This is a genomic window from Nonomuraea sp. NEAU-A123, from assembly GCF_018603905.1.
Classification (GTDB): Bacteria; Actinomycetota; Actinomycetes; order Streptosporangiales; family Streptosporangiaceae; genus Nonomuraea.
This window is the reverse complement of the sequence record NZ_JAHFZZ010000008.1, coordinates 519,111-544,126: the sequence shown is the minus strand read 5'-3', so window position 1 is coordinate 544,126 and position 25,016 is coordinate 519,111. Positions and strand designations below refer to the sequence as shown.

General features: G+C 70.2%; 23 protein-coding genes. 10 read left to right on the top strand and 13 right to left on the bottom strand.

Going from position 1 to position 25,016, the window contains the following annotated elements; genetic code table 11:
- The first annotated feature begins 23 nt into the window (after positions 1-23).
- The 6 genes from KLK06_RS27655 (at position 24) to KLK06_RS27630 (ending at position 6,590) form a co-directional block, all read left to right on the top strand.
- On the top strand, positions 24-2,531 hold the full coding sequence (locus tag KLK06_RS27655) for a DNA translocase FtsK (protein WP_214638534.1): 2,508 nt from the start codon (positions 24-26) through the stop codon (positions 2,529-2,531).
- A 78-nt stretch (positions 2,532-2,609) separates the two neighbouring features.
- The gene (locus KLK06_RS27650; RefSeq protein WP_214638533.1) at positions 2,610-3,374 is read left to right on the top strand and encodes a helix-turn-helix domain-containing protein; all 765 of its coding nucleotides are present in this window, start codon (positions 2,610-2,612) and stop codon (positions 3,372-3,374) included.
- Between the two features lie 46 nt (positions 3,375-3,420).
- Positions 3,421-4,830 (top strand): 30S ribosomal protein S12 methylthiotransferase RimO, encoded by a 1,410-nt coding sequence (rimO, locus tag KLK06_RS27645; protein WP_214638532.1) that lies wholly within the window; start codon positions 3,421-3,423, stop codon positions 4,828-4,830.
- Complete coding sequence (pgsA, locus tag KLK06_RS27640; RefSeq protein WP_214638531.1) at positions 4,827-5,399, top strand: CDP-diacylglycerol--glycerol-3-phosphate 3-phosphatidyltransferase; 573 nt, start codon at positions 4,827-4,829, stop codon at positions 5,397-5,399. Before rimO ends, pgsA begins: the two co-directional genes overlap by 4 nt.
- A 2-nt stretch (positions 5,400-5,401) precedes the next feature.
- Positions 5,402-5,893 carry a CinA family protein gene (locus KLK06_RS27635; protein WP_214638530.1) on the top strand — a complete coding sequence of 164 codons (492 nt, stop codon included), beginning with the start codon at positions 5,402-5,404 and terminating at the stop codon, positions 5,891-5,893.
- Between the two features lie 340 nt (positions 5,894-6,233).
- Complete coding sequence (locus tag KLK06_RS27630) at positions 6,234-6,590, top strand: helix-turn-helix domain-containing protein (RefSeq protein WP_214638529.1); 357 nt, start codon at positions 6,234-6,236, stop codon at positions 6,588-6,590.
- Here KLK06_RS27630 and KLK06_RS27625 read toward each other — a convergent pair.
- Both KLK06_RS27625 and KLK06_RS27620 read right to left on the bottom strand, forming a co-directional pair.
- A complete protein-coding gene (locus tag KLK06_RS27625; RefSeq protein WP_214638528.1) occupies positions 6,587-7,366 on the bottom strand; it encodes a DNA-formamidopyrimidine glycosylase family protein in 780 nt (259 codons plus the stop codon). The genes KLK06_RS27630 and KLK06_RS27625 overlap by 4 nt on opposite strands.
- 37 nt (positions 7,367-7,403) lie before the next feature.
- Positions 7,404-7,853, bottom strand: a complete 450-nt coding sequence (locus KLK06_RS27620; RefSeq protein ID WP_214638527.1) for an Rrf2 family transcriptional regulator — start codon at positions 7,851-7,853, stop codon at positions 7,404-7,406.
- A 245-nt stretch (positions 7,854-8,098) separates the two neighbouring features.
- On the opposite strand from KLK06_RS27620, the gene KLK06_RS27615 reads away from it, so the two are divergent.
- Positions 8,099-9,280, top strand: a complete 1,182-nt coding sequence (locus KLK06_RS27615; protein ID WP_214638526.1) for an ROK family transcriptional regulator — start codon at positions 8,099-8,101, stop codon at positions 9,278-9,280.
- Here KLK06_RS27615 and KLK06_RS27610 read toward each other — a convergent pair.
- From KLK06_RS27610 to KLK06_RS27595, 4 genes are all read right to left on the bottom strand, one after another.
- Positions 9,270-10,709 carry a glycoside hydrolase family 3 protein gene (locus KLK06_RS27610; RefSeq protein ID WP_214638525.1) on the bottom strand — a complete coding sequence of 480 codons (1,440 nt, stop codon included), beginning with the start codon at positions 10,707-10,709 and terminating at the stop codon, positions 9,270-9,272. The two genes, KLK06_RS27615 and KLK06_RS27610, sit on opposite strands and share 11 nt — an antisense overlap.
- Positions 10,710-10,784: 75 nt before the next feature.
- Entirely contained in the window at positions 10,785-11,636 is an 852-nt protein-coding gene (locus tag KLK06_RS27605; RefSeq protein ID WP_214638524.1) for a carbohydrate ABC transporter permease, read from the bottom strand.
- On the bottom strand, positions 11,633-12,640 hold the full coding sequence (locus tag KLK06_RS27600; RefSeq protein ID WP_214638523.1) for a carbohydrate ABC transporter permease: 1,008 nt from the start codon (positions 12,638-12,640) through the stop codon (positions 11,633-11,635). Before KLK06_RS27600 ends, KLK06_RS27605 begins: the two co-directional genes overlap by 4 nt.
- A gap of 4 nt (positions 12,641-12,644) precedes the next feature.
- Positions 12,645-13,976: an extracellular solute-binding protein gene (locus KLK06_RS27595; RefSeq protein ID WP_214638522.1), complete on the bottom strand. Its 1,332-nt coding sequence runs from the start codon at positions 13,974-13,976 to the stop codon at positions 12,645-12,647.
- 139 nt (positions 13,977-14,115) lie between these two features.
- Between KLK06_RS27595 and KLK06_RS27590 the strand changes: the two genes are divergently transcribed.
- The 3 genes from KLK06_RS27590 to KLK06_RS27580 are packed head-to-tail and all read left to right on the top strand — an operon-like array spanning position 14,116 to position 17,043.
- Positions 14,116-15,261 (top strand): ROK family transcriptional regulator, encoded by a 1,146-nt coding sequence (locus KLK06_RS27590; protein WP_214638521.1) that lies wholly within the window; start codon positions 14,116-14,118, stop codon positions 15,259-15,261.
- A gap of 12 nt (positions 15,262-15,273) precedes the next feature.
- A complete protein-coding gene (locus KLK06_RS27585; RefSeq protein WP_214638520.1) occupies positions 15,274-15,933 on the top strand; it encodes a M15 family metallopeptidase in 660 nt (219 codons plus the stop codon).
- Positions 15,934-15,957: 24 nt separating this feature from the next.
- A complete protein-coding gene (locus KLK06_RS27580; RefSeq protein ID WP_214638519.1) occupies positions 15,958-17,043 on the top strand; it encodes a glutamate--cysteine ligase in 1,086 nt (361 codons plus the stop codon).
- Positions 17,044-17,048: 5 nt separating this feature from the next.
- Here KLK06_RS27580 and KLK06_RS27575 read toward each other — a convergent pair whose 3' ends face one another.
- The 7 genes from KLK06_RS27575 to KLK06_RS27550 are packed head-to-tail and all read right to left on the bottom strand — an operon-like array spanning position 17,049 to position 24,952.
- Entirely contained in the window at positions 17,049-17,798 is a 750-nt protein-coding gene (locus KLK06_RS27575) for a sulfite exporter TauE/SafE family protein (RefSeq protein ID WP_214638518.1), read from the bottom strand.
- Positions 17,795-19,591 (bottom strand): gamma-glutamyltransferase family protein, encoded by a 1,797-nt coding sequence (locus tag KLK06_RS27570; protein WP_214638517.1) that lies wholly within the window; start codon positions 19,589-19,591, stop codon positions 17,795-17,797. The genes KLK06_RS27575 and KLK06_RS27570 overlap by 4 nt, the downstream gene beginning before the upstream one ends.
- Positions 19,588-20,556, bottom strand: coding sequence for an oligopeptide/dipeptide ABC transporter ATP-binding protein (locus tag KLK06_RS62495; protein ID WP_308168466.1), 969 nt, complete (start codon positions 20,554-20,556; stop codon positions 19,588-19,590). Before KLK06_RS62495 ends, KLK06_RS27570 begins: the two co-directional genes overlap by 4 nt.
- Positions 20,553-21,521, bottom strand: a complete 969-nt coding sequence (locus KLK06_RS62490) for an ABC transporter ATP-binding protein (protein WP_308168465.1) — start codon at positions 21,519-21,521, stop codon at positions 20,553-20,555. The genes KLK06_RS62495 and KLK06_RS62490 overlap by 4 nt, the downstream gene beginning before the upstream one ends.
- The gene (locus KLK06_RS27560) at positions 21,518-22,393 is read right to left on the bottom strand and encodes an ABC transporter permease (protein WP_214638516.1); all 876 of its coding nucleotides are present in this window, start codon (positions 22,391-22,393) and stop codon (positions 21,518-21,520) included. The genes KLK06_RS62490 and KLK06_RS27560 overlap by 4 nt, the downstream gene beginning before the upstream one ends.
- Positions 22,386-23,345, bottom strand: coding sequence for an ABC transporter permease (locus tag KLK06_RS27555; protein WP_214638515.1), 960 nt, complete (start codon positions 23,343-23,345; stop codon positions 22,386-22,388). Before KLK06_RS27555 ends, KLK06_RS27560 begins: the two co-directional genes overlap by 8 nt.
- Positions 23,345-24,952 (bottom strand): ABC transporter substrate-binding protein, encoded by a 1,608-nt coding sequence (locus KLK06_RS27550; RefSeq protein WP_214638514.1) that lies wholly within the window; start codon positions 24,950-24,952, stop codon positions 23,345-23,347. The genes KLK06_RS27555 and KLK06_RS27550 overlap by 1 nt, the downstream gene beginning before the upstream one ends.
- Positions 24,953-25,016: the final 64 nt, after the last annotated feature.

The window sequence follows — 25,016 nt, the reverse complement described above, 5'->3', positions numbered from 1 at the left end:
GTCTCCGTCGTACCTTTGGCATCATGGCCACCCGTACGCCGAAAAGCGCATCGAAGGGGCCGGCGAAGCGGTCGACCTCCGCCCGCTCGACCCCCGCCAAGCGCGGATCCAGCTCGACCGGGCGGCCGAGGGCGAAGGGGGCCACGTCGGCTCGCAAGCCGTCCTTGACTCACCCGGACCCGATCAGCTGGGTCTTCACGATGATCGGCAAATTGATCGTCGGACTCTGGATGCTGCTCGCCAACGGCATCGGCAGCACGGCGCGGGCACTCGGCAAGAACGCGCGCGACCTCGATCCCGCGCACCGGCGCGACGGGGTGGGTCTGTCCGTGCTCGCCGGCGCCATCGTGATGGCGGCGATGACCTGGCGCAGGGCCGACAGCGCGGTCTCCGGTGTGGTCAACGTCACCGTACACAGTGTGTTCGGGTCGCTGGCGTGGGCGATCCCGCTGCTGCTCGGCCTGCTCGCCTGGCGCTACCTGCGTCACCCCGACCAGAACGCCGACACCGGGCGCATGGTGATCGGGTGGAGCGCGCTGCTCATCGGCGTGCTCGGCGTCATCCACGTGGCCAACGACACGCCCTACCCGGCGGGCACCGCCAACGACGGCATGGACCGGGTGTCGCAGGCGGGCGGCATCATCGGGTTCATCGTGTCGGCGCCGCCGATGAGCATCCTGCCGGCCTGGATCACGATCCCGCTGCTGCTGATCATGTCGGGCTTCGGCGTGCTGGTCATCACGGCCACTCCCGTCCACCGCATCCCGGAGCGGCTGTCCGAGCTCAAGCACCTGCTGTTCGAACGGCACGCGCCCGCCGAGCAGGCGGCGGCGCCCGTCAGGAAGCGGCCCAGGCCCAAGAAGGGCGAGGTGGACGCGAACGGCGAGCTGGTCAAGCCGTTCGACACGCCGGTGCTCTCCGAGCAGGACAAGCGCGCCGACCACTCGCCCGAGATCGTGCCCGGGCTGGTGGACGAGGAGGAGCCGCCCGCGGCGGTCAGGAAGCCCGAGCCACCGGATCCCACCCCCGCGCCCCGCAAGGTCGAGCAGCTCGTGCTGTCCCCGCAGGCCGGGCCGTACAGCCTGCCTGATCTGCACTTCCTCAAGCCGGGCAGCGCGCCCAAGCCGCAGACCAAGGCCAACACCATCGTCGTCAACGCGCTGACCAGCGTCCTTGAGCAGTTCATCATCGACGCGCAGGTGATCGGGTTCACCCGCGGCCCGACCGTGACCCGCTATGAGATCGAGCTGGGGCCCGCGGTCAAGGTGGAGAAGGTCACGGCGCTCACCAAGAACATCGCTTATGCCGTTAAATCGGCAGATGTCAGGATCTTGTCGCCGATTCCGGGGAAGTCGGCGATCGGGGTGGAGATCCCGAACGCGGACAAGGACCTGGTCTCACTGGGTGACGTGCTGAACTCCAAGGTGGCCCAGAGCGACCACCACCCGATGATCGTGGGACTGGGCAAGGACGTCGAGGGCCGCACGATCGTGGCGAACCTCGCCAAGATGCCCCACCTGCTCATCGCGGGCGCCACCGGCGCCGGCAAGTCGGTCTGCGTCAACGGCCTGATCACCTCCATCCTGATGCGCGCCACGCCCGACGAGGTACGCATGGTGCTCGTCGACCCCAAGCGGGTGGAACTGTCGGTCTACGAAGGCATCCCGCACCTGATCACGCCCATCATCACCAACCCGAAGAAGGCCGCCGAAGCCCTCGAATGGGTGGTGGGGGAGATGGACCGCCGCTACGACGACCTGGCCGCCAGCGGGTTCCGGCACGTCGACGAGTTCAACAACGCCGTACGGGCCGGCAAGCTGCAGCCGCCGCCGGGCAGCGAGCGGGTCTACCAGCCCTACCCGTACCTCCTGGTGATCGTCGACGAGCTGGCCGACCTGATGATGGTCGCCCCGCGTGACGTCGAGGACTCCATCGTGCGCATCACGCAGCTCGCCCGCGCGGCCGGCATCCACCTGGTCATCGCCACGCAGCGGCCGTCCGTCGACGTGGTCACCGGCCTGATCAAGGCGAATGTGCCCTCGCGGCTGGCGTTCGCGGTGTCGAGCCTCACCGACTCGCGGGTCATCCTCGACCAGCCCGGCGCCGACAAGCTCATCGGCCAGGGTGACGCGCTGTTCCTGCCGATGGGCGCCAGCAAGCCCATCCGCATCCAGAACGCGTTCGTGTCGGAGAAGGAGATCGCCGGGATCGTCGCGCACTGCAAGACGCAGATGCAGGCCGAGTACCGCGAGGACGTCGCCGCGGCGCCGGCCAAGCGGGAGATCGACGGTGACATCGGTGACGACCTCGACCTGCTCGTCCAGGCGGCCGAGCTGATCGTGACGACGCAGTTCGGCTCGACCTCGATGCTGCAGCGCAAGCTCCGCGTCGGCTTCGCCAAGGCTGGCCGGCTCATGGACCTGCTGGAGAGCCGCAACGTGGTCGGCCCCAGCGAGGGTTCGAAGGCTCGCGAAGTGATCGTGAAGCCCGACGAGCTGCCCGGTTTGCTCGCCGACTTGCGTGGCGAATGACCCCAATGCAGGTTCGCCCGACGACTACTGATTGAATGTGAATCATTACAGAACGTCGTGGGGCGGAAGGCGCTTGCCATGCCGGAACAGAGCACAGGGGCCATGCTTGCTGAGGCCCGGCGGTCCGCCGGGCTGACAGTCACGCAACTGAGCGAGGCCACCCGCATTCGTGAGGCGATCATCTACGCGATCGAGCGTGACGACTTCTCGCAGTGCGGTGGCGACTTCTACGCGCGGGGACACGTCCGGGCCGTAGCCAAGGCGGTCGGACTCGATCCCGTGGCCACCGTCCACTTCTATGACGAAGAACACAGCGGGACGGCCACGCCCATCCGGGCGGCCGCCGTCTTCCAGGCCGAACGCAAGATCAGGATCAACGAGCGGCGCGGCCTCAACTGGACGATGGCGCTGGGCGTCGCGCTGGCCATCGTGATGGTGTTCGGGGCGGTCAGGGTGCTCGGCGGCGCGACGTCGGACGAGGTGCGCACCGCCGACTCGCGCCTCGTGCCGCCGAACGCCCCGATCGCCGAGCACGCTCCCAAGGCGTCGCACGCCAAGGGGAAGACGGCCAAGGACCAAAAGAGCAAAATGGTCGTCGTCAAGGTGAAGGCCAAGCGCGCGTCCTACCTGAACGTCCGCGACGGCAAGGGGCTCAACCTCTTCTCGGGAACGTTGGCGGCGGGCAAGAGCTCGACCTGGAAGTCCGAGACCGGCGTCCATCTCGTGATCGGTGACGCGGGCGCCGTGTCGTTGCAGGTCAACGGCAAGGATCTGGGTCGTGCGGGGGCTCGCGGGGAGATGGTGACCCGCTCGTTCGTGCCTTCGGAAGCCAGACCGAGGTAGCCCGTGCGCTCGGTGGTGGCCAACTCCCGATACCGTAGTGTTCACCATGTCATCCCGCCGAACCGCATCGCTGATCACTCTGGGCTGCGCGCGCAACGAGGTCGACTCCGAGGAGCTCGCCGCGCGTCTTGAGGCTGCCGGCTGGCAGCTAGGCGACGACGACCCCGATGTCGTCGTCGTCAACACGTGTGGCTTCATCGACTCGGCGAAGAAGGACTCCATCGACACGCTGCTGGCCGCGGCCGACACCGGCGCCAAGGTGGTCGCCGCGGGCTGCATGGCCGAGCGCTACGGCAACGAGCTCGCCGACGCTCTGCCCGAGGCCAGCGCGGTCATCTCCTTCGACGACTACACCGAGATCGGTGGCCGCCTCGACGACGTGCTCGCCGGCCGACCGCTCAAGCCGCACACACCGCGAGACCGCCGCACCCTGCTGCCCATCTCGCCGGTGGATCGTGCCAGCGCGCCCAAGACCGCCATCCCCGGCCACGGCGACCTGCCCGACGGGCTGGCACCCGCCAGCGGGCCGCGTGTGCTGCGCAAACGGCTCGACGAGAGCCCGGTGGCCTCGCTCAAGCTGGCCTCCGGCTGCGACCGGCGCTGTACGTTCTGCGCCATTCCGGCCTTCCGTGGCGCCTACGTCTCGCGCGATCCCGAGGAGCTCCTGGCCGAGGCCGACTGGCTGGGCCACCGGGGCGTGCGCGAGCTCGTCCTCGTCAGTGAAAACTCCACGTCCTACGGCAAGGACCTGGGCGACCTGCGGGCGCTGGAGAAGCTGCTGCCGCGGCTGGCGGCCGTCGAGGGCATCGAGCGGGTGCGGGCCAGCTACCTGCAGCCGGCCGAGCTGCGCCCGGGGCTGATCGACGTGCTGGCCGGCACCGAGGGCATCGCCCCCTACTTCGACCTGTCCTTCCAGCACGCCAGCGGCACCGTCCTGCGCCGGATGCGCCGCTTCGGCGACCCTGAGCGCTTCCTGGGGCTGCTGGAGACCATCCGCGCGGGCGCGCCGGAGGCAGGCGTGCGCTCCAACTTCATCGTCGGCTTCCCCGGTGAGACCGAGGAGGAGTTCGGCGAGCTGGTCGGGTTCCTGGAGCAGGCCAGGCTCGACGTGATCGGCGTGTTCGGCTACTCCGACGAGGACGGCACCGAGGCGGCCGGCTTCGCGGACAAGCTCGACCAGGACGTCGTCGACGAGCGCGTGCGTGTCCTGACCGAGCTCGCGGAGGAGCTGACCGCGCAGCGCGCGGAGGAGCGCATCGGCACGGAGGTGGACGTGCTCATCGACGACGACCTGGGCGACGGCGGCTATGAGGGCAGGGCCGCCCACCAGGGTCCCGAGGTCGACGGGTCCGTCACGGTCCAGGGCATCGGCCTGGTCCGCGGTCAGATCGTGCGTGCGGTGGTGGTCGACGCCGAGGGGGTTGACCTGATCGCGCGCATCAAGGCCGGTCCATGACCAAGGACGAGCGCCGCGTGGTGAGCCCGTGGAACATCGCCAACGTCCTCACGGTCCTGCGGTTGGTGCTCGTCCCCTTCTTCGTCATCTGCCTCTTCCTGCCCGGCATGGGCTGGCGCCTGGGCGCGCTGGCGGTGTTCGGCGTGGCCTCGCTCACCGACCATCTGGACGGTGAGCTGGCCAGGCGCTACGGGCTGATCACCGACTTCGGGAAGATCGCCGACCCGATCGCCGACAAGGCGCTGACCGGCGCGGCCCTGGTGTCCCTGTCGATCCTCGGCGAGCTGCCGTGGTGGGTGACGGGCACCATCGTGGGCCGCGAGGTGGGCATCACCGCGCTGCGGTTCGTCCTGCTCAGGCACGCGGTCATCCCGGCCAGCTATGGCGGCAAGGTCAAGACCGTGCTGCAGATCGCGGCCATCGTTCTCTACATCCTGCCCGGTGAGTTCGACCCGGTCCGCTGGGTGGTGATGGGCGCGGCCCTGGTCGTCACGGTGGCCACGGGCGTCGACTACGTGGTGCGCGCGATCAAGCTACGGCAGGTGGCCAGGCGGGCGCGCGGGGAGTGATCATGGTTGGGGCTGCTGAGGTTCTCTCCTTGCTCGTACGGCAGGCCGCCACGGTCGCCGTGGCCGAGTCGTTGACCGGGGGGCTCATCGGGGCGACGTTCACCTCGGTCTCGGGGGCTTCCCAGTCGTTCAGGGGCGGGGTCATCTCCTACGCCACTGATTTGAAGCACCGATTGCTGGCCGTGCCGGAGGATTTGCTGCGGCGTGAAGGGGCCGTGCACCCGGAGGTGGCGGCGGCGATGGCGGCGGGGGTCGCGCGGCTGTGTGAGGCGACATATGGCCTGGCGGTGACCGGTGTGGCCGGTCCCGAGCCGCAGGACGGAAAGCCCGTCGGCACCGTGCATGTGGCCGTCAGCGGACCAGGAAACCAGATTTGGCAGAGACGGTTGAGGCTTGAGGGGTCTCGCGAACGTATCAGGGTAGAGACGGTGGACGAGGCTATCGATCTACTGGCAAGTGTGCTGAAGGGGAACAATGGGGAACATACCGGGTGATTACCGTGTTACGTCCCGAGCGAACATCCAAGGCACGGTCTGACGCGGTGTCGGTTGATACGGGTACGGTGGAGCTGTGAGTGAGGTCCGTGAGCCATCTGCAAGCACCGAGCGCCCGGCAGGCGGGCCTAACGAGTCACGTGACGAACCTTCACGTAATGGGCTTTCGCGAAGTGAGTCTTCGCGAAGTGAGCCATTGCGTAATGAAGCGGCGGGGCAGGGGCGGAGACGCCCGATGATGACGGCGAGGAGCATGTACGAGCCGAAGAAGAAAACTGGACGGCACGATCCGACCGCGCGGGGCGTGGTGAAGCCATCCACGCCGGGGAGGGAGCGACAGATGATTCTGCTGCGTCAGCTGCTCGGCGACGTGCTGAGGCGGTTGAGGGTGCGGCAGGGACGCACTCTTCGTGAGGTGTCCACGCTGGCGCGTGTCTCGCTCGGCTACTTGTCCGAGGTTGAGCGTGGTCAGAAGGAGGCGTCATCGGAGCTGCTGGCGTCCATCTGTGGCGCCCTCGGGGTTCCGTTGTCGCAGGTGTTGCGTGAGGTGTCCGACCAGTTCGCGCTGGCGGAGCTCCAGGCCACTCCTGTGCTGGCCGACGCGCCGGAGCACGAGCGCATCCCCCTTGCCGAGACGGTGCCCGGGTCGATCTCCGACTCCGTGTTCCCCGAAGTCAAGGACATGGTGGCCGCCTAACGCGGTTGGCAGTCACCACACCACAGGACGAGTCGTTCCTGTGGCTGTGCTCCCATCTCCCCGCGACTGATGCGCGTTCCGCATCGGCGGCAGGGGCGGCCTGCCCTGCCGTACACCCACGTCTGGCCGCCCGGACGGCGGTCGCCGGTGGTCACTGTGGCAGCGTGTGTCTTGTTCGCTGCCAGGAGCCGCTGGGCGAGCCTGACGAGCCCGTCCAGGTCCTCGATGTCGCCGACCTTCCGCCATGGCCAGAGGCCGCGCAGGAAGAGTGTCTCGGCGCGATAGATGGTGCCGAGGCCCGCGAGATTGCGCTGATCGAGCAGCGCCTCCCCGATCGTCCGGTCCGGCGCCTCACGCAGGCGGCGCACGGCCTCGTCCGGATCCCAGTCGTCGCCGAGCAGGTCGGGCCCCAGGTGTCCCACGACGCGGTCCTCGTCGGCGGTCTTCAGCAGGTCCACCACCCCCAGCCGCACGCCTACCGCCTGCCACTGTTCGTTGGCCAGCACCAGCCGCACCTGGTCGCCGGGGGCGGTGCGACGGCCCGCGGGCAGCACCCGCCAGCTCCCGTCCATCCGCAGGTGCGTGTGCACGGTCAGGCCGCCCTCTACGCGGGTGAGCAGGTGCTTGCCGCGTGACAGGCTCGCAAGGACCGTCCGGCCGCTGAGATCGGCCGTGGCGTGCCGGGGCACGCGGAAGTCCGAACGGGTGAGAACCCGGCCGTCGAGGGCGCCCCGGAGTCGCGCGGCCGTACGGTAGACGGCATCTCCTTCGGGCATGCCCCCAGTCTAGGAACCGGGCGCGTCGCGCGTCGGGTCAGTCCCAGGCGGCGGGGTCGGCGGCGAGCTGGCGGACGCGGTCGGGGAGCGCGCCGCTGGCCACCTGGTCCAGCGTGACCTCCTCGAGGATGGCGCGTTCGGTGGCCCGCAGGGCGATCCACACCTGCTGCAGCGACTCCGCCGGTCCCCGGTAGCCCACGTGCTCGGGACGCTCGCCGCGGACGTTCGCCAGGGGCCCGTCCACGGCTCTGATGACGTCGGCGAGTGAGATCTCGGCGGCGGCCCTGGCCAGGACGTAGCCGCCTTCCGGGCCGCGCTGACCACGGACGAGACCGGCGCGGCGCATCTGCAGCAGAATGTTCTCTAGGTATTTGGGGGGCATGTCCTGCTCTTTGGCGAGCTCGCCCACGGTGGTCGGGCCGGCGCCGGCCGCGGCGAGTTCGGCGGCAGCACGGAGGGCGTAGTCGACACGAGCGGAAAGGCGCATGTAGTTGATTATCCCTCCTGGTCAACAGTGGTTATGCGCAAGGTCGCCAGAATGGGCAGGTCATCCGAGCGCGGCAGGCGCGGTGCCTGCGCGGACACCACAGACAGTCCTTTACCGTTTCAGTACGTGATCACTCCGCCCGACCGGCGCTGTCGTGAGGCATCCTCGGGTTCACCTGCGGTGATAAGCAAGGTCCAGGGCGCTAAACTTCCAACAACCTTTTCGATTTGACGGTGGGATTCAGCGTGGAGCGACGCCCTGGTGTGCCCAGACTGCTCAGGGAGATCAACGACCGGGCCGCGTTGGAGTTGTTGCTGGCCACCGGTCCGATGACGCGGGGACAGATCGGCGATCGGACCGGGTTGTCCAAGGTCACCGCCTCCCAGACGCTGTCCAGGCTGGAGGAGCGCGGGCTGGTCGAGGTCGTCGGCACGCAGGCCGGCGGGCGCGGCCCCAACGCGGCGCTCTACTCCGTGATCCCCTCCAGCGCGTACGTGGCCGGGCTCGAAGTGGGGCCCGAGCTGATCTCCGCGGCCGTCGCCGACATCCACGGCCAGACGATCGCCGAGGTCACGGTCGATCCTGCCGATCTCGACGACCCGGTCTCGGTGGTGCACGGCGCCATCATGAAGGCCTGCCGCAGCGCCAAGATCAGCATCGGCCGGCTGCGCGGCGTGGTCATCGGCACCCCCGGCGTGGTCGATCCGCGCAGCGGCGACGTGCGCTTCTCGTTCGACCTGCCCGGCTGGCACGAGGGCATCCACGAGGCACTGGCCGGTGACCTCAAACGCGAGGTGACGATCGAGAACGACGTCAACCTGGCCGCGATCGCCGAACGTGCCGACGGCGCCGCCCAGGGGCTCGACGACTTCGTGCTGCTCTGGTCCAGCCGTGGCCTCGGTCTCGCGGTGATGCTCGGCGGCAAGCTGCACCGGGGGCGTGCGGGCAGCGCGGGTGAGATCGGCTATCTGCCGGTGCCCGGCGTGCCGCTGCCCGAGGACATCCGCACCGAGCCGGGCCGGCTGCCCTCGCTCGCGGGCGGTCTGCAGTCGCTCGTCAGCGCCGAGGCCGTGTGCGAGCTCGCGAGGGGCTACGGGTTCGCGGCCGAGAGCGCCGGGCAGTGCGTGAAGCTCGCCGTGGCGGCCGGAGCCGAGGGCGAGCCGTTGCTCGACGAGGTCGCGCACCGGCTCGCGCTCGGCGTGGCCGCGGTCTGCGTGATCCTCGACCCCGGCCTGGTCGTGCTGGCGGGCGAGGTGGGCCAGGCCGGCGGCACCGCGCTCACCACCCGGGTGGAGGAGGCCGTGGCCCGCATCTGCCCGGTCCGCCCCCAGGTCGTCACCACCACGATCACGGACAAGAACCCGGTGCTGCGCGGCGCCGTCCTCGCGGCCCTGGACCAGGCCCGCGAGGCACTCCTCAAGCCGTGAGCAGCTCGATGGCCGCCTGGGCGTTCGCCCGGGCCGCGCCGTACGTCGCGATGTAGGCGGCGCTGTCGGGCCGCCAGATCGGCAGCCCCATCTCGATCACCGTCGTGTCGGGCCGGGCCGTCACCAGGGCCGAGACCAGCTCGCGGCTGGCCTCGTTGCGGTGCGCGTCCTTGACCACCACGACCAGCGACCGGTCCGTGGCCTTGGCCAGCAGCACCGGCACGTCCGCGTCCGCGGGCTTCACCCGGATGATCTCGGCCTGGGGCAGCCACGGCCCCACGCCCCAGGGCACGTCGCCGACGGCGATCGTCGGCGGGGTGTCCACCTCGATCACCAGCGGCTCGACCAGCGGCTCCATCGCGCCCGTGAGCCGCACCGCGCGCCTGGCGGCGTGCAGGCCGACCCCGTTCTGCTCGACCGAGGGCGAAGCGGCCGAGCCGAACCACGCGCGCAGCGCCGCCAGCCTGGCCGCCGCCTCCTCCAGCCGGGCCGCGGGCAGCCGCCCATCCCGTACGGCGGCGACGATCTCGTCGATGATGTGCCGCACGTCGTCGTAGGTGGGCAGCGGCCCGAGGCAGATCAGGTCCGAGCCCGCGGCCAGCGAGAGCACGGCGCCACCGGCCAGCCCGACGCTCTTGGTGATCGCGTGCATGTCCATCGCGTCGGTGATGACCGCGCCGTCGTACCCGAGCTCGCCCCTGAGCAGCTCGGTCAGCGCGGCGGGCGACAGCGTGGCCGGCGTCCGGCCGGTCAGGGAGGGCACGGCCACGTGCGCGGTCATGATCGACTTGGTCCCCGCGCCGATCGCCGCCCGGAACGGCACCAGCTCGCGAGCGCGCAGCACGTCGAGCGTGACGTCCACGACGGGTATGGCCAGGTGCGAGTCGACCCGGGTGGCGCCGTGGCCGGGGAAGTGCTTGACGCAGGCGGCCACGTTCACCGACTGCAGGCCCTGAACGGCGGCCACCGTGTGCCTGGCCACCAGCGCGGGGTCGTCGCCGAACGACCTGGTGCCGATAACCGGGTTGTCGGCCTCGGTGTTGACGTCGGCGTCGGGCGCCATGTCCAGGTTGATGCCGCAGGCGGCCAGCTCCGAGCCGATCGCCCGGTAGACCCGGTGCGTCAGCTCGGCGTCGTCCACCGCGCCCAGCGCCGCGTTGCCCGGGTACGGGCTGCCGACGTGGTAGGCCAGGCGGGTCACGTCGCCGCCCTCCTCATCCAGCGAGATGACCGGCTCGCCGGCCGCGCGGAGGGAGGCGGTCAGCGACCGCAACCGGTCAGGGTCAGCGACGTTGAAGCCGAAGAAGGTGACACCTCCCAGGCCGTTCTCGAGCTCGCGCAGCACCCAGTCGGGCGCGGTGGTGCCCTGGAAGGCGACGAGCAGCGTGCCGGCCGCGAGGCGGCGCAGCCCCCGATCACTCTGACTCATGGCTCCTCATCACAGAAAAGTTGGGCACGGTCAGGACGGCACGCGCCTACGCGAGCCGTACGAGATCCGTGGTCGTCAGCCCTTCACGGCCCCGGCCACCAGGCCGGAGACCATGCGGCGCTGAACCAGCAGGAAGAAGACGACGACCGGGATGGTCATCATCGTGGAGCTGGCCATGATGGCGCCCCAGTCGGTGCCCTTCTGCCCGAAGAAGTACTGCAGGGCGACGGGCATCGTGTAGCCGGCCGAGCTGTTCATCAGGACCAGTGCGAAGATCAGCTCGTTCCACGCGGTGATGAACGAGAAGATGCTGGTGGCCACCAGACCGGGCGCGACCAGGGGGAAGAGCACCTTCCAGAACGTGGTCAACCGCCCGGCGCCGTCGATCCAGGCCGCCTCCTCCAGCGACTTGGGCACGGCGGCGACGAACGTACGCAGCATCCAGATGCCGAACGGCAGCGTGAGACCCACGTTCACCACGATCAGACCGGCGAGCTGGTCGTACAGGCCCAGCCGCTTGACGCTCAGGAACAGCGGGATGAGCAGCGCCTCCGACGGGATCATCTGCACGATGAGCAGCAGGATCAGGAACGTGTTGCGCCCCTTGAACCGGAAGCGGGCCACCGCGGTCGCCGCGAGCAGCGAGAACACCGCCCCGATGAGCACCGTGCCGATTGCCACGATCGCGCTGTTGCGCATGTAGAGCCAGATCGAGTGCCCGGCCACCCCCTCGCTCAGCACCCGGTCGACGTGCTCGAAGGTGAAATGGGTGGGGAACGGGATGAAGTCGGTGGTGAAGATCTGGTCGTTGGCCTTGAACGAGGTCGAGGCCATCCAGTACACCGGGAAGATCGCGAACAGGAACACCAGGAGTCCGGCCGCGTTCAGCGCGATCTTACCGAGCCGCTTGCGCGCGAGCGGGGTCACATGTCCTCCTGCTTGACGAGCTGCCTGACGTACACCGCGGTGATGGCCAGCAGGATCACGGTCAGCACCAGGGCGATCGCCGCGCCGGACCCCATCTTGGGCGGCGGGCGGAACGCTTCGGCGTAGGAGTAGATCGACAGGTTGAACGCCTCACGGTTCGACGGTCCGCCCATGAGCACGTACAGCTGGGAGAAGACCTTGAAGTCCCAGATGATCGACAGTACGGTCAGCACCGCGAAGACCGGCTTGAGCAGCGGGAAGGTGATCTTCCTGAACGTGCGCCAGGCCGACGACCCGTCCACTCTCGCGGCCTCGTACAACTCCGCCGGGATGCCCTTGAGCCCCGCCAGCACCGAGACGGCCACGAACGGGAAGCTCGCCCAGACGACGCAGATGATCAGCACCATGTAGATGGACCACGCGTCGTTCAGCCAGGGCTCGCCGGTCCAGTCGGCCCGGCCGAAGAGCAGGTTCGACAGCCAGTCGGGCAGCATGTTCAGCGCCCAGTTGATGACGCCCGCCTCGGCGTCGAACAGCCACCGCCAGATGATGCCCTGCGCCACCGGAGGCACGGCCCAGGCGAACATGATGCCGACCACCACGAACGTGGACATCTTCCGGCCGAGCTTGTTGAGCAGGGTGCCCACGGCCGTTCCGACGATCAGCGTCAGCGACACCGCGATGACGGCGAAGAGGAGCGTGTTGCGGAGTGAGGACCAGAAGATGTCGTTGGCGAAGATGCGGGTGAAGTTCTCCCAGCCCACCCAGGTGGCCGGCTTCTTGCCGCTGATCTGGACCAGGCCCACCTTCTGGAAGGCGATGACCCCGACCTGGAACAGCGGGTAGAGCAGCAGCGCCCCGATCACCAGCAGGCCGGGGATCAGCAGTACGTACGGCACCGACCAGGCGGGCAGCCCGCTGGCCCGGGCCGGGCGGTGAGAGTTCGGCCGGCGCGGGGTGGCGGACTGGCCGTCACCCCGGGCGAGCGTCGAGATGTTCGTCATAAGGCTAGGAGGTGGCGTTGAGGATGTCTTCGAGTTCCTTGTTGGCCTTGGCCAGCGCGTCGTCGGCCGACGACTTGCCCTCGATGACGGTGCGGGCCGCGTTCTGCAGCACCGCCTTGGTCTCGTTGGCCTCGGTCCAGTGCGGGCTGGCCGGGAAGGCCTTGGCCTTGGCGAAGGCGGCGGCGAACGGCGCCTGGGCGGGGTCGCTGGACAGCGCGGCCAGGGCGTCGGGGTAGACGGGGAGCAGGCCGCCGTCCTTGGCGTACTTGTCGCCCCACTCCTTGCCGGAGGCCAGCTTCACGAACTCCTTGGCCGCGTCCTTCTCCTTGGCGGAGCCCCAGACGGCGATGTCGTTGCCGCCGAGGAAGGACTGCGCCTCGCCGCCGTCCTTGGACGGGAGCGGGAAGAAGGCCAGCTTGTCACCCTTGAGCTTGCCCTTGCTGTCCTCGTCGATGCCCGGCAGGTCCCACGACGCGGTGAGGTACATGCCCACCTTGTTGTTGGCGAAGCGGGTGCGGATGTCCGTGGTGTTCTGGGTGAGCCGCGACTTGCTCGACAGGCCGTCGGTGACCAGGCCGGTGTACTGGGCGAAGCCGGCCTTGAAGGCGGGGTCGGTCAGCTTGCCGACCCACTTGTCGCCCTCCTTGACGGCGTACTCGCCGCCGGCGGTCCAGGCGAGGGCGCCCAGCAGGTGGTTGGCGTCGGAGCCGCCGTTGAAGGCGAACCCGTCGACGTCCTTGCCCTTCTTGGTCTGGATCTTCTTGGCCGCGGCGATCAGGTCGTCCCAGGTCTTCGGGACGTCGATCTTGAGCTCCTTGAACCAGTCGGCGCGGTACAGCACCGCGCGGCTGCCGCCGCCCCACGGCACGGCGTACGTCTCGCCGTCGATCGTCTCCAGGCCCATCAGGTTCTTCGGGATCTGCGTCTGGTCGCCCGAGCCGACGATGTCGGTGACGGGCTCGAGGGCCTCCTGGCTCTGCCAGAGCGGCACCTGGTCGTTGCCGATCTCGGTGACATCGGGACCGGTGCCACCGGCCGCCGCGGCGGTGAACTTGTCGTTCACCTGCGGCCACGGGATCCACTCGACCTTGACCTTGGCGCCGGTCTGCTGCTCGAAGGCGGCCACCAGTTCATCGGTGTACTTCTGCGCGGCCGGGTTGCTGTCGCCCAGGCGCCAGAAGGTCAGCTCCTTGCCCGCGTACTTGGGGCCGGACGCGGGGGCGGAGGCCGCCGCGCTCGGCGAGGCCGAAGGCGTCTCGCCGGAACCACAGGCGGCCAGGCCCAGGGCCAGAGCGGCCGTGGTGACCGTAGTGGCGGTGATCTGCGCGATCCTCACAGGGTTCTCCCTTCCCGGGTGCTCGCTTGCGGTCCGCACCAGGCTGATCGTCAATGTCCGAACGACTGCTGATAAACTAACAAGAAACTTTCTTAAAAAAAACGCCTGTTAGCCATTCGTGACGAGAGGGAGCGTGTCGATGAGCCGAAACCCCGGGACCCCTCGGCTGCTCCGCCGGTTGAACGACCGCACGGCACTCGAACTCCTCCTGGAGGGCGGGCCGCTGACCCGCGCGGAGCTGGGGGAGCGGACCGGACTGTCTAAGGTAACCGCAGGTCAGCTACTCGCCCGCCTGGAGGAGCGGGGGCTCGTGCGGGTGGCGGGGGAGCGGGCGGGAGGCAGGGGTCCGCACGCGGCCCTGTACGCGGTCAACCCGTCCAGCGCGTACGTGGCCGGGCTCGAAGTGCTGCCCGACAGCCTCACCGTGGGTGTGGCGGACATCACAGGCCAGATCGTGGTCGAGGTGACCGTCAACCCGGCGGACGGAGATCCGGTCAAGTCCGTGCACTCAGCGGTCCAGCGGGCCTGCGCCTCGGCCCGCGTCAGCCTGTCGCAACTGCGCGCTTTCGTGATCGGCACCAGGGGCGTGGTCGATCCGGGCAGCGGCGACGTGCGCTTCTCCTGCGACCTGCCGGCCTGGCACGTCGGCGTGCTGGCCAGCCTGCGCCAGACGCTGGGCGTCCCGGTGATCATCGAGAACGACGTGAACCTGGTCGCGCTGGCCGAGCACCGCTACGGCGCCGCCATCGGGCACGACGACTTCGTGGTCATCTGGGCGGGGGTCGGCCAGGGGCTCGGCGTCATGCTCGGCGGGCGGCTGCACCGGGGCATCACCGGGACCGCGGGCGAGATCGGCTGGCTGCCCGTGCCGGGCGAGCCGCTGCCCGCCGACGTGTCGCAGCCGACGTCGGGCTCGTTCCAGCGGCTGGTGGGGCACCCGGCGCTGAGCGGGCTCGCCACCGCGCACGGCGTGCTCGGCGGCACGGTCCCCGACCAGGTACGCAACGGCTGCGACGGCTACCTGGACGAGGTGGCCGCCCGCCTGGCGGTGGGGGCCGCGGCGGTGACGGTCGTGCTCGACCCCGGGCTGATCGTGCTCAGCGGCGACATCGGCCGGGCCGGCGGCGAACGTCTGGCCGCCAAGGTCGAGGAGGCCGTCGCCCGGGTCTGCCCGACCCGGCCCAAGGTCGTCACGACCGGGGTGGCGGGCAACCCGGTGCTGCGCGGCGCGCTGGTCGCGGCTCTGGAGCAGGCCCGAGATCAGGTTTTCTCCGACACTGTGTGAGAATTTCTGCCCATGTGGCAGCAGACGAGCGACATCGTGCTGATCTCTGATCCCCGCGTCGCCGCTATCCCGGTGCGCGACAACGGCGAGGAGCTGGTGGACGTACGCGGCCGCCTGCGCGTGGACGAGCGGATGGCCGACCGGAGCGGTGCCTACGCGCACCTGCGCTCCGGGTTGCTGGCCCGGCTGGAGCGGGCCGAGCGGCGGCTGCCCGACGGCTTCCACCTGCTGATCGTCGAGGGTTACCGGCCGATCGACACGCAGCTCCGGATCTTCGAGGAGTACCGCGACGGGCTGCGCGCCGCTTTCCCCGAAATGTCGCCCGACGAGGCACATATCGCGGCAAGTCGGTATGTGTCGCCGGTGGACGTGGCCCCGCACACGGCCGGCGCCGCCGTCGACCTGACGCTGTGCGCGCCCGACGGCACGGAGTACGACATGGGTACCCAGGTCGACGACAACCCGGAGGAGAGCGACGGCGGCTGCTACACGGACGCCACGAACATCTCGGTCGACGCCCGCGTCCATCGCAAGATCCTCGCCGCCGCCCTGGAGCCGGTCGGCCTGGTCAACTACCCGACGGAGTGGTGGCACTGGTCCTTCGGCGACCGGTATTGGGCGCTCGCCGAGGGAAGGCCGTACGCGGTCTATGGCCCACACCGCTTTGCCTAGCGGAAAAATGGGCATAAAAGGGGTGTGACTCCTCTTATCGGGATCGAGGAGGAGTACCTCATCGTCGATCCCTGGTCGCGCCACGTGGCTCCCCGGGCGGCAGAGGTGTTGGCCGCCGCGACGGACGTCCTAGACGTCGTTCACGAGATCACTCGTTTCCAGGTCGAGGCCCGTACCGCCCCTTCGGCCGACCTCGGCGAGTTAGGCACGCGGCTGCGGGCCGCGCGCAAGGAGGTGGCCCAGGCGGCCCGCTCGTGCGGCCTGGCCGTGGTCGCCAGCGGCCTCCCCGTCCTCGGTGACGTCGTGCCGAGCCCGCTCACCGACGACATCCGCTACGAGCAGAGCCGGGTGCTCTACCGGGCGCTGCAGGACGAGCTCACCATCTGCGCCCTGCACGTGCATGTGGACGTGCCCGACGAGGAACACGCCGTCTACGTCGGCAACCACCTGCGTCCGTGGCTGCCCACGTTGATCGCGCTGGCCGCGAACTCGCCGTTCTTCGTCGGCCGCGACACCGGCTACGCGTCCTGGCGGGTGATCAGCTGGGGTCGCTGGCCGGTCTCGGGCGCCCCGCCCTACTTCCCGTCGTTCGCCGCCTACGAGCTGGCGCTGCGGGCGCTGTCGCAGTCGGGCGCGCTGATGGACCCGAAGACGGTGTACTGGGACGCGCGGCCGTCTCCCACGCTGCCGACCGTCGAGGTGCGCGTCGCCGACGTGCCGCTGGACGTCAGCGACAGCCTCACCATCATCGGGCTGATCCGCGGCCTGGTCGTGACCGCGCTGGCCGACGTGGCGCGCGGTGACCGCGGGCTGCCGATCCCGTCGGAGGTCATGCGGGCCGCCTACTGGCGCGCCGCCCGCGACGGCCTGCGCGGTGACAGCCTCGACGTGCGTGAGGGGGTGCTGGTGTCGGCGCCGGTGATGGTGGGCCGCCTGCTGGAGCACGTACGGGATGCCACGGACGAGGCGGGTGACCTGCCGTTCGTCGAGGAGGGGCTGGATCTGCTGCTCGGCAGGGGTTCCGGAGCGGAACGGCAGCGCAGGGCACACGACCGCACCGGGCACCTGGCGGCGGTCGTGGACGACCTGATCGAGGCCACGGTCGCCTGACCGGTTCAGCGCAGGGCGAGCAGCGTGGCGACGCCCAGCCCGAAGACGACCACGACGCCGCGCAGCACCGCGGGCGGCATCAGCCGGGCGACGCGGGTGCCGAGGAAGCCACCCGCCAGGCTGGCCGGCGCGACCACCGCCACCGCCTCCCACCGCACCGGCCCGAACAGCGAGAACGCCACCACCGACACCGTGCTGACCACCAGCGACAGCATGGCCCGCACGGCGTTGACCCGATGCAGGTTGTCATGCAGGAACAGCCCGAGCACCGCCAGCAGCAGCACCCCCATGCCGCCGTTGAAGTAGGCGCCGTAACAGCCGCCGAGAAACACCCCGACGTAGATCAGCCTGCTGGTGCCCTGCCGCCCGTCGCCCTCGAAGCGCTTACGCAGCCAAGGCTGGACCAGCAGCGCCAGGCTGGCGAAGGCCACCAGCCACGGCACCAGCGAGTCGAACAGCCGTCCCGGCGTGAGCAGCAGCAGCGAGCTGCCCGCGATCGCGCCGAGCACGGCGGTGGCCGACAGGACCGTGGCCCGGCGCCGCTGCCCGCGCAGCTCGGCCCGGTAGCCCAGGACGCCGCCCAGGTAGCCGGGCCACAGCGCCACCGCGTTCGTCACCGAGGCGGTGATGCTCGGATAACCGAGCGCCAGCAACGCGGGGAAGGAGATGAGGGTGCCGCCGCCGGCCAGGGCGTTGACCGCCCCGGCCAGCAGCCCCGCCCCCGCCAGGAAGGCGATCTCGGAGAGCTCGATCATCGGCCGGCCGCGTAGCCCTGGGCCCCGCGCGGGTTGGCGGCGGCCTTGAGGAAGTCGCCGTCACGCGCGACCGCGCTGAGCCTGCCGAGCGTCCAGGGTCCCTGGACCTCCACCCGGTGGCCACGCCGCCGTAGCTCGGCGACCACCGCTGGGTCCACCCGCTCCTCGACGTGCATGACGCCAGGCCGTGAGCCGCGCGGGTAGAACGAGCTGGGGAAGTGCTCGGAGTGGAACATGGGGGCGTCGACGGCCTCCTGCAGGTTCAGCCCGCCGTGGACGAGGGACAGGAAGAAGTTCACGCTCCACTGGTCCTGCTGGTCGCCGCCGGGCGTGCCGAACGCCAGCCACGGCTTGCCGTCGCGCAGCGCGAACGACGGCGACAGCGTGGTGCGCGGACGCGTCCCCGGCCGCAGCGAGGCGGGCAGCCCCTCCTGCAGCCAGAACATCTGCGCCCGGCTGCCCAGGCAGAAGCCCAGCTCGGGAATGGTCGGCGAGCTCTGTAGCCAGCCGCCGCTCGGCGTGGCGGAGACCATGTTGCCGTGCCGGTCCACCACGTCCACGTGACAGGTGTCGCCACGGGTGGAACCGTCGGAGCCGACCGTGGGCTCGCCCACCCCGGACCGTACGCCCGAGATGCCCGGCGCGGCGCTGACCGTGCCGGGGGCCGGGAACGCGGGCAGCCGCGGCGTGCGCCCACCGGGCGCGCCCGGTCGCAGTTCCGCACTGGCCTCGGCGCCGATGAGGGCGCGCCGCTTCGTGTTGTACTCCTCGTCGAGCAGGTCGGCCATCGGCACCTCGGTGTCGCCGTACCAGGCTTCACGGTCGGCGAAGGCGAGCTTGGCGCTCTCGATCACGGTGTGCACGTAGTCGGCGCTGAGCTGCCCCATCCCGTCCAGGTCGAACCCGGACAGCAGGGCGAGCTGCTGCAGGAAGACCGGCCCCTGCCCCCACGGCCCGGTCTTGCACACCGTGTGCCCGTGGTAGTCGAAGGTGACCGGGTCCTCGACCGACGCCGACCAGCCCGCCAGGTCGTCGCCGGTGAGCAGGCCGCTGTGCGCCTCGCCCGAGCTGTCGCGCCAGGCGGTGCCGGTGCTGAACGCGGCGATCGCCTCGGCGACGAACCCCTGGTACCAGGCGTCGCGGGCGGCCGCGATCTGCCCCTCGCGGGTGCTCGACGCCGCTCCCGCCTCGGCGACGAGCCTGCGGTAGGTGGCGGCGAGCACGGGATTGGTCAGCTTGGCGCCCGGCACCTTGCCCTGAGGCAGCCAGGTCGCCGCCGACGTCGGCCAGTCCTCGAGGAAGAGCCGCTCGACCGACGAGACCGTGGCGGCGATCCGGTCGAGCACCGGGACGCCGTGCGTGGCGTAGTGGATGGCGGGTTCGAGCACGTCGGCCAGCGTCCAGGTGCCCCAGCGCTCCAGCATGGCCATCCAGCCGCCGAACGCCCCGGGCACGGTGGCCGCCAGCAGCCCGGTGCCGGGCACCACGTCGAGCCCGAGGCCGGTGAAGCGGTCGATCGTGGCGGCGGCGGGGGCGACGCCCTGCCCGCACACGACCGACACCCGCTCCTCTTCCTGGCTCCACAGCAGGATCGGCACCTCGCCGCCGGGCCCGTTCAGGTGCGGCTCCGCCACCTGAAGGACGAACCCGGCGGCGACGGCCGCGTCGAAGGCGTTGCCGCCGCGTTCGAGTACGCCCATGCCGGTAGCGGAGGCCAGCCAGTGCGTGCTGGCCACCATGCCGAAGTCTCCGGTCAGCTCGGGCCTGGTGGTGAACAAGGTGCGTCCTCTCATCGGGTGGCGGCCGCGTCGGGCACGTGGTCCGCCGTGACCAGGTGGCAGGCGACCGGGTGGCCGCTCGTACGCGGGTCTGTCAGCGCGGGCTCGCTCGTACGGCAGGCGTCGTACGCCAGCGGGCACCGGGTGTGGAAGCGGCAGCCGGACGGCGGATCGACCGGGCTCGGCACGTCGCCGCCCAGCACGATCCGGCGCCGCTCGCGCTGCCTGACCGGGTCGGCCACCGGCGCCGCCGACAGCAGCGCCTGCGTGTAGGGGTGGCGGGGTTCGGCGAAGATCTGGGCCGTCGGCCCCGACTCCACGATCTTGCCCAGGTACATGACCGCGATCCGGTCGGCCAGGAACTCCACCACCGACAGGTCATGGGTGATGAACAGGCAGGAGAAGCCCATCTCCCGCTGCAGATCGGTGATCAGGTTGAGCACCGAGGCCTGCACCGACACGTCCAGCGCGGACACCGGCTCGTCGGCCACCACCAGCTTGGGCGCGAGGATCAGCGCGCGGGCGAGTCCTACCCGCTGCCGCTGCCCGCCGGACAGCTCGTGCGGGAAGCGCGAGCGCATCTCGGGGCGGAGCCCGACCTGCTCCAGCATGGCGGCGACCCGCCCGCCCGCCGCGCGCCGGCTCGCGATCCCGTGGTGCAGCAGCGGCTCGCCGACGATCTGCTCGATCGTGAAGCGCGGGTTGAGCGAGGAGTACGGGTCCTGGAAGACGATGTGGACATCCCTGCGCAGCGGGCGCATGGCCCGGCGCGACAGGTGGGTGATGTCGCGGCCGTCGAGGCGGATGCCGCCCGAGGTGGGCTCGGTCAGCCGCAGCACGCACTTGCCCACGGTCGACTTGCCGCTGCCCGACTCGCCGACGAGACCGAGCACCTCGCCCTCACCGATGCTCAGCGACAGGCCGTCCACGGCGCGGACCTGGCCGTAGTGCTTGACCAGATTGTCGATCTCCAGGATCACGACTGCCCTCCCGGGTGGAAGCAGGCCGCCAGATGAGCGTCCAGCAGTTGAGGCTCGAGCGTGGGCCGTCGCAGCCGGCAGTCGGGCTGCGCGCGGCCGCAGCGCGCCTGGAAGGCGCATTCGTCGGGATCCGTCAGCGGCGAGGGCACCATGCCGGGGATCTCGGCGAGCCGGCCGTTCACGGCGGCCGACGGCAGGGCGTTCATCAGGCCGAGGGTGTACGGATGGCGCGGCCGGGCGAACAGCTCCGCGACGGGCGCCTGCTCCACGGCCCGGCCCGCGTACATGACCACGGCCCGGTCGGCGATGTCGGCGACCACGCCCAGGTCATGGGTGATCAGGATGACCGCGGTGCCGAGCCGGTCGCGCAGGTCGCGGAACACGTCGAGCACGCCCGCCTGGATCGTCACGTCCAGCGCGGTCGTGGGCTCGTCGGCGATCAGCACCCGCGGCGAGCAGGCCACCGCGATCGCGATCATCACCCGCTGGCGCATGCCGCCCGAGAGCTGGTGCGGGTACTCCTTGACCCGGCGGGCGGGCAGCGGGATGCCGACCAGTTCGAGCAGCTCCACCGCGCGGGCCCCGGCGGCCTTGCGGGAGAGCCCCTCGTGCCTGCGCAGCACCTCGGTGATCTGGTAGCCGACCGTGAACGACGGGTTGAGCGAGGTCATCGGCTCCTGGAAGACGACCGAGACGTCCTTGCCCCTGATCTGCCGCATCCGCGACTCGGGCAGCGTGGTCAGCTCGCGGCCGTCGAGCTTGACCGAGCCCGACAGCCTGGTCGTGTCCGGCGGCAGCAGCCTCGGCACGGACATCGCGGTGACCGACTTGCCGCAGCCCGACTCGCCGCAGAGCGCCAGGATCTCGCCCTCGCCCAGGTCGAGCGAGATGCCCCTGACCGCCTGCACCAGGCCGTCCTCGGTGTCGAAGTCGACGGTCAGGTCGGTGATCTCGAGCAGGCTCATCGGCCACTCCTCGGGTCGAGAACGTCACGCAGCCCGTCGCCCAGCAGGTTGAAGCCGAGCGTGGCCAGCGCGATCATCAGCCCCGGCCAGATCGCCAGCCACGGCGCGACGTCGAGGTACTGCTGGGCGGTGGTGAGCATCACGCCCCACGACGGCGTCGGCGGCTGGACCCCCAGGCCCAGGAACGACAGGGTCGACTCGCCGATGATCGCCGCCGGGATCGCCACCGTGGCCTGCACGATGAGCGGGCTGGAGCAGTTCGGCAGCACGTAGCGGAGCAGGATGTGACGGTCGCTGGCGCCGTCGGCGATGGCCGCGGCCACGTAGTCCATCTCCCTGATCGCCAGCACCTCGCCGCGGGTGATCCGGACGACCGCCGGCAACTGGGAGAAGCCGAGCGCCAGCACCACGCCCTTCAGCGAGGGCCCGATGATCGCCGCCAGCCCCACCGCGAACACCAGGAACGGGAAGGCCAGCGTCACGTCGACCAGCCGCATCACGACCGGGTCCAGCCAGCGCCGGTAGAACCCGGCGACCAGCCCGATCGGGATGCCCACCACCATGGCCAGCAGCGTCGACAGCACCCCGGCCTGGAGCGAGACCTGCGCGCCGTGCGCGATCCTGGCCAGGGCGTCCCGGCCCAGGTCGTCGGTGCCGAGCGGGTGCGTCCCCGACGGCGGCGCGAGCGTCGCGTTGTAGTCCTGCGCCGACGGATCGCCCGTGAGCACCGGCCCGAGCAGCGCCAGCAGCAGGAACCCGGCGACGAGCACCAGCCCCGCCATCGGCATCGGGCGCCGCCTGAAGCGCCGCCACAGCCTGCGGCGCCGATCGGCGCGGCCCGTGGTCACCGGTGCGGCCGACACGTCAGTCATGCCTGCCCCCCGACAGCCGGATGCGTGGATTGAGGAAGGCGTACGCGATGTCGACCAGCAGGTTGACCAGCACGTATCCGATCACCGTGACCAGCACCACGGCCTGGATGACGGGGTAGTTCCTGGTGAGCACCGCGTCCACGGTCAGCTTGCCGAAACCGGGGATGACGAAGATCTGCTCCGTCACCACCGCGCCGCTGATCAGCGCGCCGAGTTGCAGGCCGAGGACCGTCACCACGGTCGTGAGGCTGTTGCGCAGCGCGTGCGCGCCCACCACCTTGGTCTCCGACAGGCCCTTGGACCGGGCGGTCCGCACGTAGTCGGCCGACAGCGCGCCCAGCATGGCCGAGCGCGTCTGCCGCATCAGGATCGCCGCGAACCCGGTGCCGAGCACCAGCGCGGGCAGGATCATGCGCTGGAGGTTCTGGCCGGGGTCCTGGGTGAACGGGACGTATCCGGAGGCGGGCAGCCAGCGCAGCGTCACCGCGAACAGCAGGATGCTGAGCAGGCCCAGCCAGAAGTGCGGCACGGACAGCCCGGCCAGGCCGAAGCCGGTGGCCACGTAGTCGGGCAGCCGGCCCCGCTTCACCGCGGCCACGATGCCCGCGCCCACACCCACGACGATCGCCACCAGCAGCGCCAGAGCCGACAGCTCCAGCGTCACCGGCAGCCGCTCGGCGAGGATGCCGGCCACCGGTAGCTGGTCCTGGGTGGAGCGGCCGAGGTTGCCGGACAGGGTCTGGCCCACGTAGTCGACGTATTGCGCCGGCAACGGCTTGTCCAGGCCGAACTCGTGCCGGATCGCCTCGACCACCGCGGGCGAGGCCTCCTCGCCCGCCATCACCACGGCCGGGTCCCCGGGCAGCGCCCTGATCCCGAGGAAGATCAGGATGCTGGCCAGGAACAGCACGATCACCGCCGACCCCGCCCTGCGGAGGATGAACCAGACCATCAGCCGGCGAACCCAGCGGTGACGAAGCGGGGCAGGCCATCCTTGAAGTACTGGACACCGGCGACGGTCTTGTTCATGCCCAGGTAGTACTTGTTGTGGTAGAGGTACACGACCCCGCGCACCTCGGCGGCCCGCTGCAGCGCCTTGGCGTACAGCTCGGCGCGCTTGGCCGGCTCCGTGGCCGCCGCGGCCTCCTTGATCGGGTCGTCGATGCCGGGGTCGGACATGCCGCTGTAGTTGTTGCTGCCGCGGCTGGTGATCAGGTTCGACAGGTTGCCGTCCGGGTCCACCCGGCCCGACCAGCCGTTGAGCACGGTGTCGAACTTGCCGGCCTTGCCCTGCTCCAGCGTGCTGACGAACTCGGCCGTCTGCACGGTGACGTTGAAGCCCGCCTCCTTGGTCATCTGCTGGATGACCTGGGCCAGGCGCTGGTTGGTGGCGTCGTTGGGCGTGGTCATCGTGACCGGGATCGGCGTGGGCACACCGGAGGCCTGCACCAGTTGCTTGGCCTTGGCCAGGTCGCGCTTGGCGCACTGCAGCGAGGGCGAGCGGTAGGGGCTGTCGGCGGGGAGCGGGAAGCAGTCGGGCTCGTACAGGCCGTTGTAGACGGTCTTGTTGATCTGGTCGCGGTCCAGCGCCAGCTCGAACGCCTCGCGTAGCTGCGGGCTCTTGGCCAGCGGGGTGTTGACCGGGCCCGGCTTCTCGGTGGAGCCGTTGGCGTTGCCGGTGTTGATCGTGAGGCCGTAGTAGCCGAGCCCGCCGCCGGACACGACGGTGAGGTTCGGGTCGGCCTGCACGCCCTTGACCGTGGTGGTGGCGAGCTGGTCGGCCACCTGGACGTCGCCGGACTTCAGGTTCGCGGCCCGTACGTTCGGGTCGACGATGATTTTGTATACGAGCTTGTCCAGCTTCACCTTGGCGGCGTCGTAGTAGTCGGGCGCCTTGTCCAGCACGATCTGGCTGCCGGAGGTGCGGCTGGCGAACTTGAACGGCCCGATGCACACGGGGCTCGCGCCGAAGTTGTCGCCGCCCGTCTCCAGCGCCTTGGGCGACATGATCATCCCGGCGCGGTCGGCGAGCTGCGCCGTCAGCGGCGTGAAAGCGCGCGCCAGGGTGAGCTTGACGGTGGCCGGATCGACCACGCTCACCTTCGACACGGCGGCCAGGTCGGCCTGGCGGGCCGACTTCTCCCAGGTACGGTGCCGGTCCAGCGACTTCTTGACCGCCTCCGCGTCGAACGCGGTGCCGTCGTTGAACTTCAGCCCCGCGCGCAGCTTGATCGTCACCTCCTTGCCGTCGTCCGAGACGGTGGGCAGGGCGGCCGCCAGCTGCGGCACCAGCGTGGCCTGCGCGTCGATGTCGAAGAGCTTCTCGCACATGCTCGCGAACACCTCGCGGCCCACCAGCGTGGTGGACACGCTCGGGTCGAGCGCGTCGGGGTCGGCGTTGAGCGCGATGTTCAGCGTGCCGCCGCTCTTGACCGCGCGGTTGTCGGCCGTGGCGTCGGCTACCGACGGGGCGACGGGGGTGCCGCTCGAACCGCCTCCACCGCACGCGGCCAGAGCTATGGGGAGTACGGCGAGCGTCAAGACCAACCTGGGTCTCATGATGCCTCCGGGGGAGCGAACTTTAGGAGACTGTATACAAGATCTCGGATTTCAATAGTGTTTC

What these genes read in the sequence shown, in the direction of transcription:
- KLK06_RS27655 (WP_214638534.1), top strand. Translation starts at nt 24, where the DNA reads ATGGCCACCCGTACGCCGAAAAGCGCATCGAAGGGGCCGGCGAAGCGG.
- KLK06_RS27650 (WP_214638533.1), top strand. Translation starts at nt 2,610, where the DNA reads ATGCCGGAACAGAGCACAGGGGCCATGCTTGCTGAGGCCCGGCGGTCC.
- rimO (WP_214638532.1), top strand. Translation starts at nt 3,421, where the DNA reads ATGTCATCCCGCCGAACCGCATCGCTGATCACTCTGGGCTGCGCGCGC.
- pgsA (WP_214638531.1), top strand. Translation starts at nt 4,827, where the DNA reads ATGACCAAGGACGAGCGCCGCGTGGTGAGCCCGTGGAACATCGCCAAC.
- KLK06_RS27635 (WP_214638530.1), top strand. Translation starts at nt 5,402, where the DNA reads ATGGTTGGGGCTGCTGAGGTTCTCTCCTTGCTCGTACGGCAGGCCGCC.
- KLK06_RS27630 (WP_214638529.1), top strand. Translation starts at nt 6,234, where the DNA reads ATGATTCTGCTGCGTCAGCTGCTCGGCGACGTGCTGAGGCGGTTGAGG.
- KLK06_RS27625 (WP_214638528.1), bottom strand. Translation starts at nt 7,366, where the DNA reads ATGCCCGAAGGAGATGCCGTCTACCGTACGGCCGCGCGACTCCGGGGC.
- KLK06_RS27620 (WP_214638527.1), bottom strand. Translation starts at nt 7,853, where the DNA reads ATGCGCCTTTCCGCTCGTGTCGACTACGCCCTCCGTGCTGCCGCCGAA.
- KLK06_RS27610 (WP_214638525.1), bottom strand. Translation starts at nt 10,709, where the DNA reads ATGAGTCAGAGTGATCGGGGGCTGCGCCGCCTCGCGGCCGGCACGCTG.
- KLK06_RS27600 (WP_214638523.1), bottom strand. Translation starts at nt 12,640, where the DNA reads ATGACGAACATCTCGACGCTCGCCCGGGGTGACGGCCAGTCCGCCACC.
- KLK06_RS27590 (WP_214638521.1), top strand. Translation starts at nt 14,116, where the DNA reads ATGAGCCGAAACCCCGGGACCCCTCGGCTGCTCCGCCGGTTGAACGAC.
- KLK06_RS27585 (WP_214638520.1), top strand. Translation starts at nt 15,274, where the DNA reads ATGTGGCAGCAGACGAGCGACATCGTGCTGATCTCTGATCCCCGCGTC.
- KLK06_RS27575 (WP_214638518.1), bottom strand. Translation starts at nt 17,798, where the DNA reads ATGATCGAGCTCTCCGAGATCGCCTTCCTGGCGGGGGCGGGGCTGCTG.
- KLK06_RS27570 (WP_214638517.1), bottom strand. Translation starts at nt 19,591, where the DNA reads ATGAGAGGACGCACCTTGTTCACCACCAGGCCCGAGCTGACCGGAGAC.
- KLK06_RS62490 (WP_308168465.1), bottom strand. Translation starts at nt 21,521, where the DNA reads ATGAGCCTGCTCGAGATCACCGACCTGACCGTCGACTTCGACACCGAG.
- KLK06_RS27560 (WP_214638516.1), bottom strand. Translation starts at nt 22,393, where the DNA reads ATGACTGACGTGTCGGCCGCACCGGTGACCACGGGCCGCGCCGATCGG.
- KLK06_RS27555 (WP_214638515.1), bottom strand. Translation starts at nt 23,345, where the DNA reads ATGGTCTGGTTCATCCTCCGCAGGGCGGGGTCGGCGGTGATCGTGCTG.
- KLK06_RS27550 (WP_214638514.1), bottom strand. Translation starts at nt 24,952, where the DNA reads ATGAGACCCAGGTTGGTCTTGACGCTCGCCGTACTCCCCATAGCTCTG.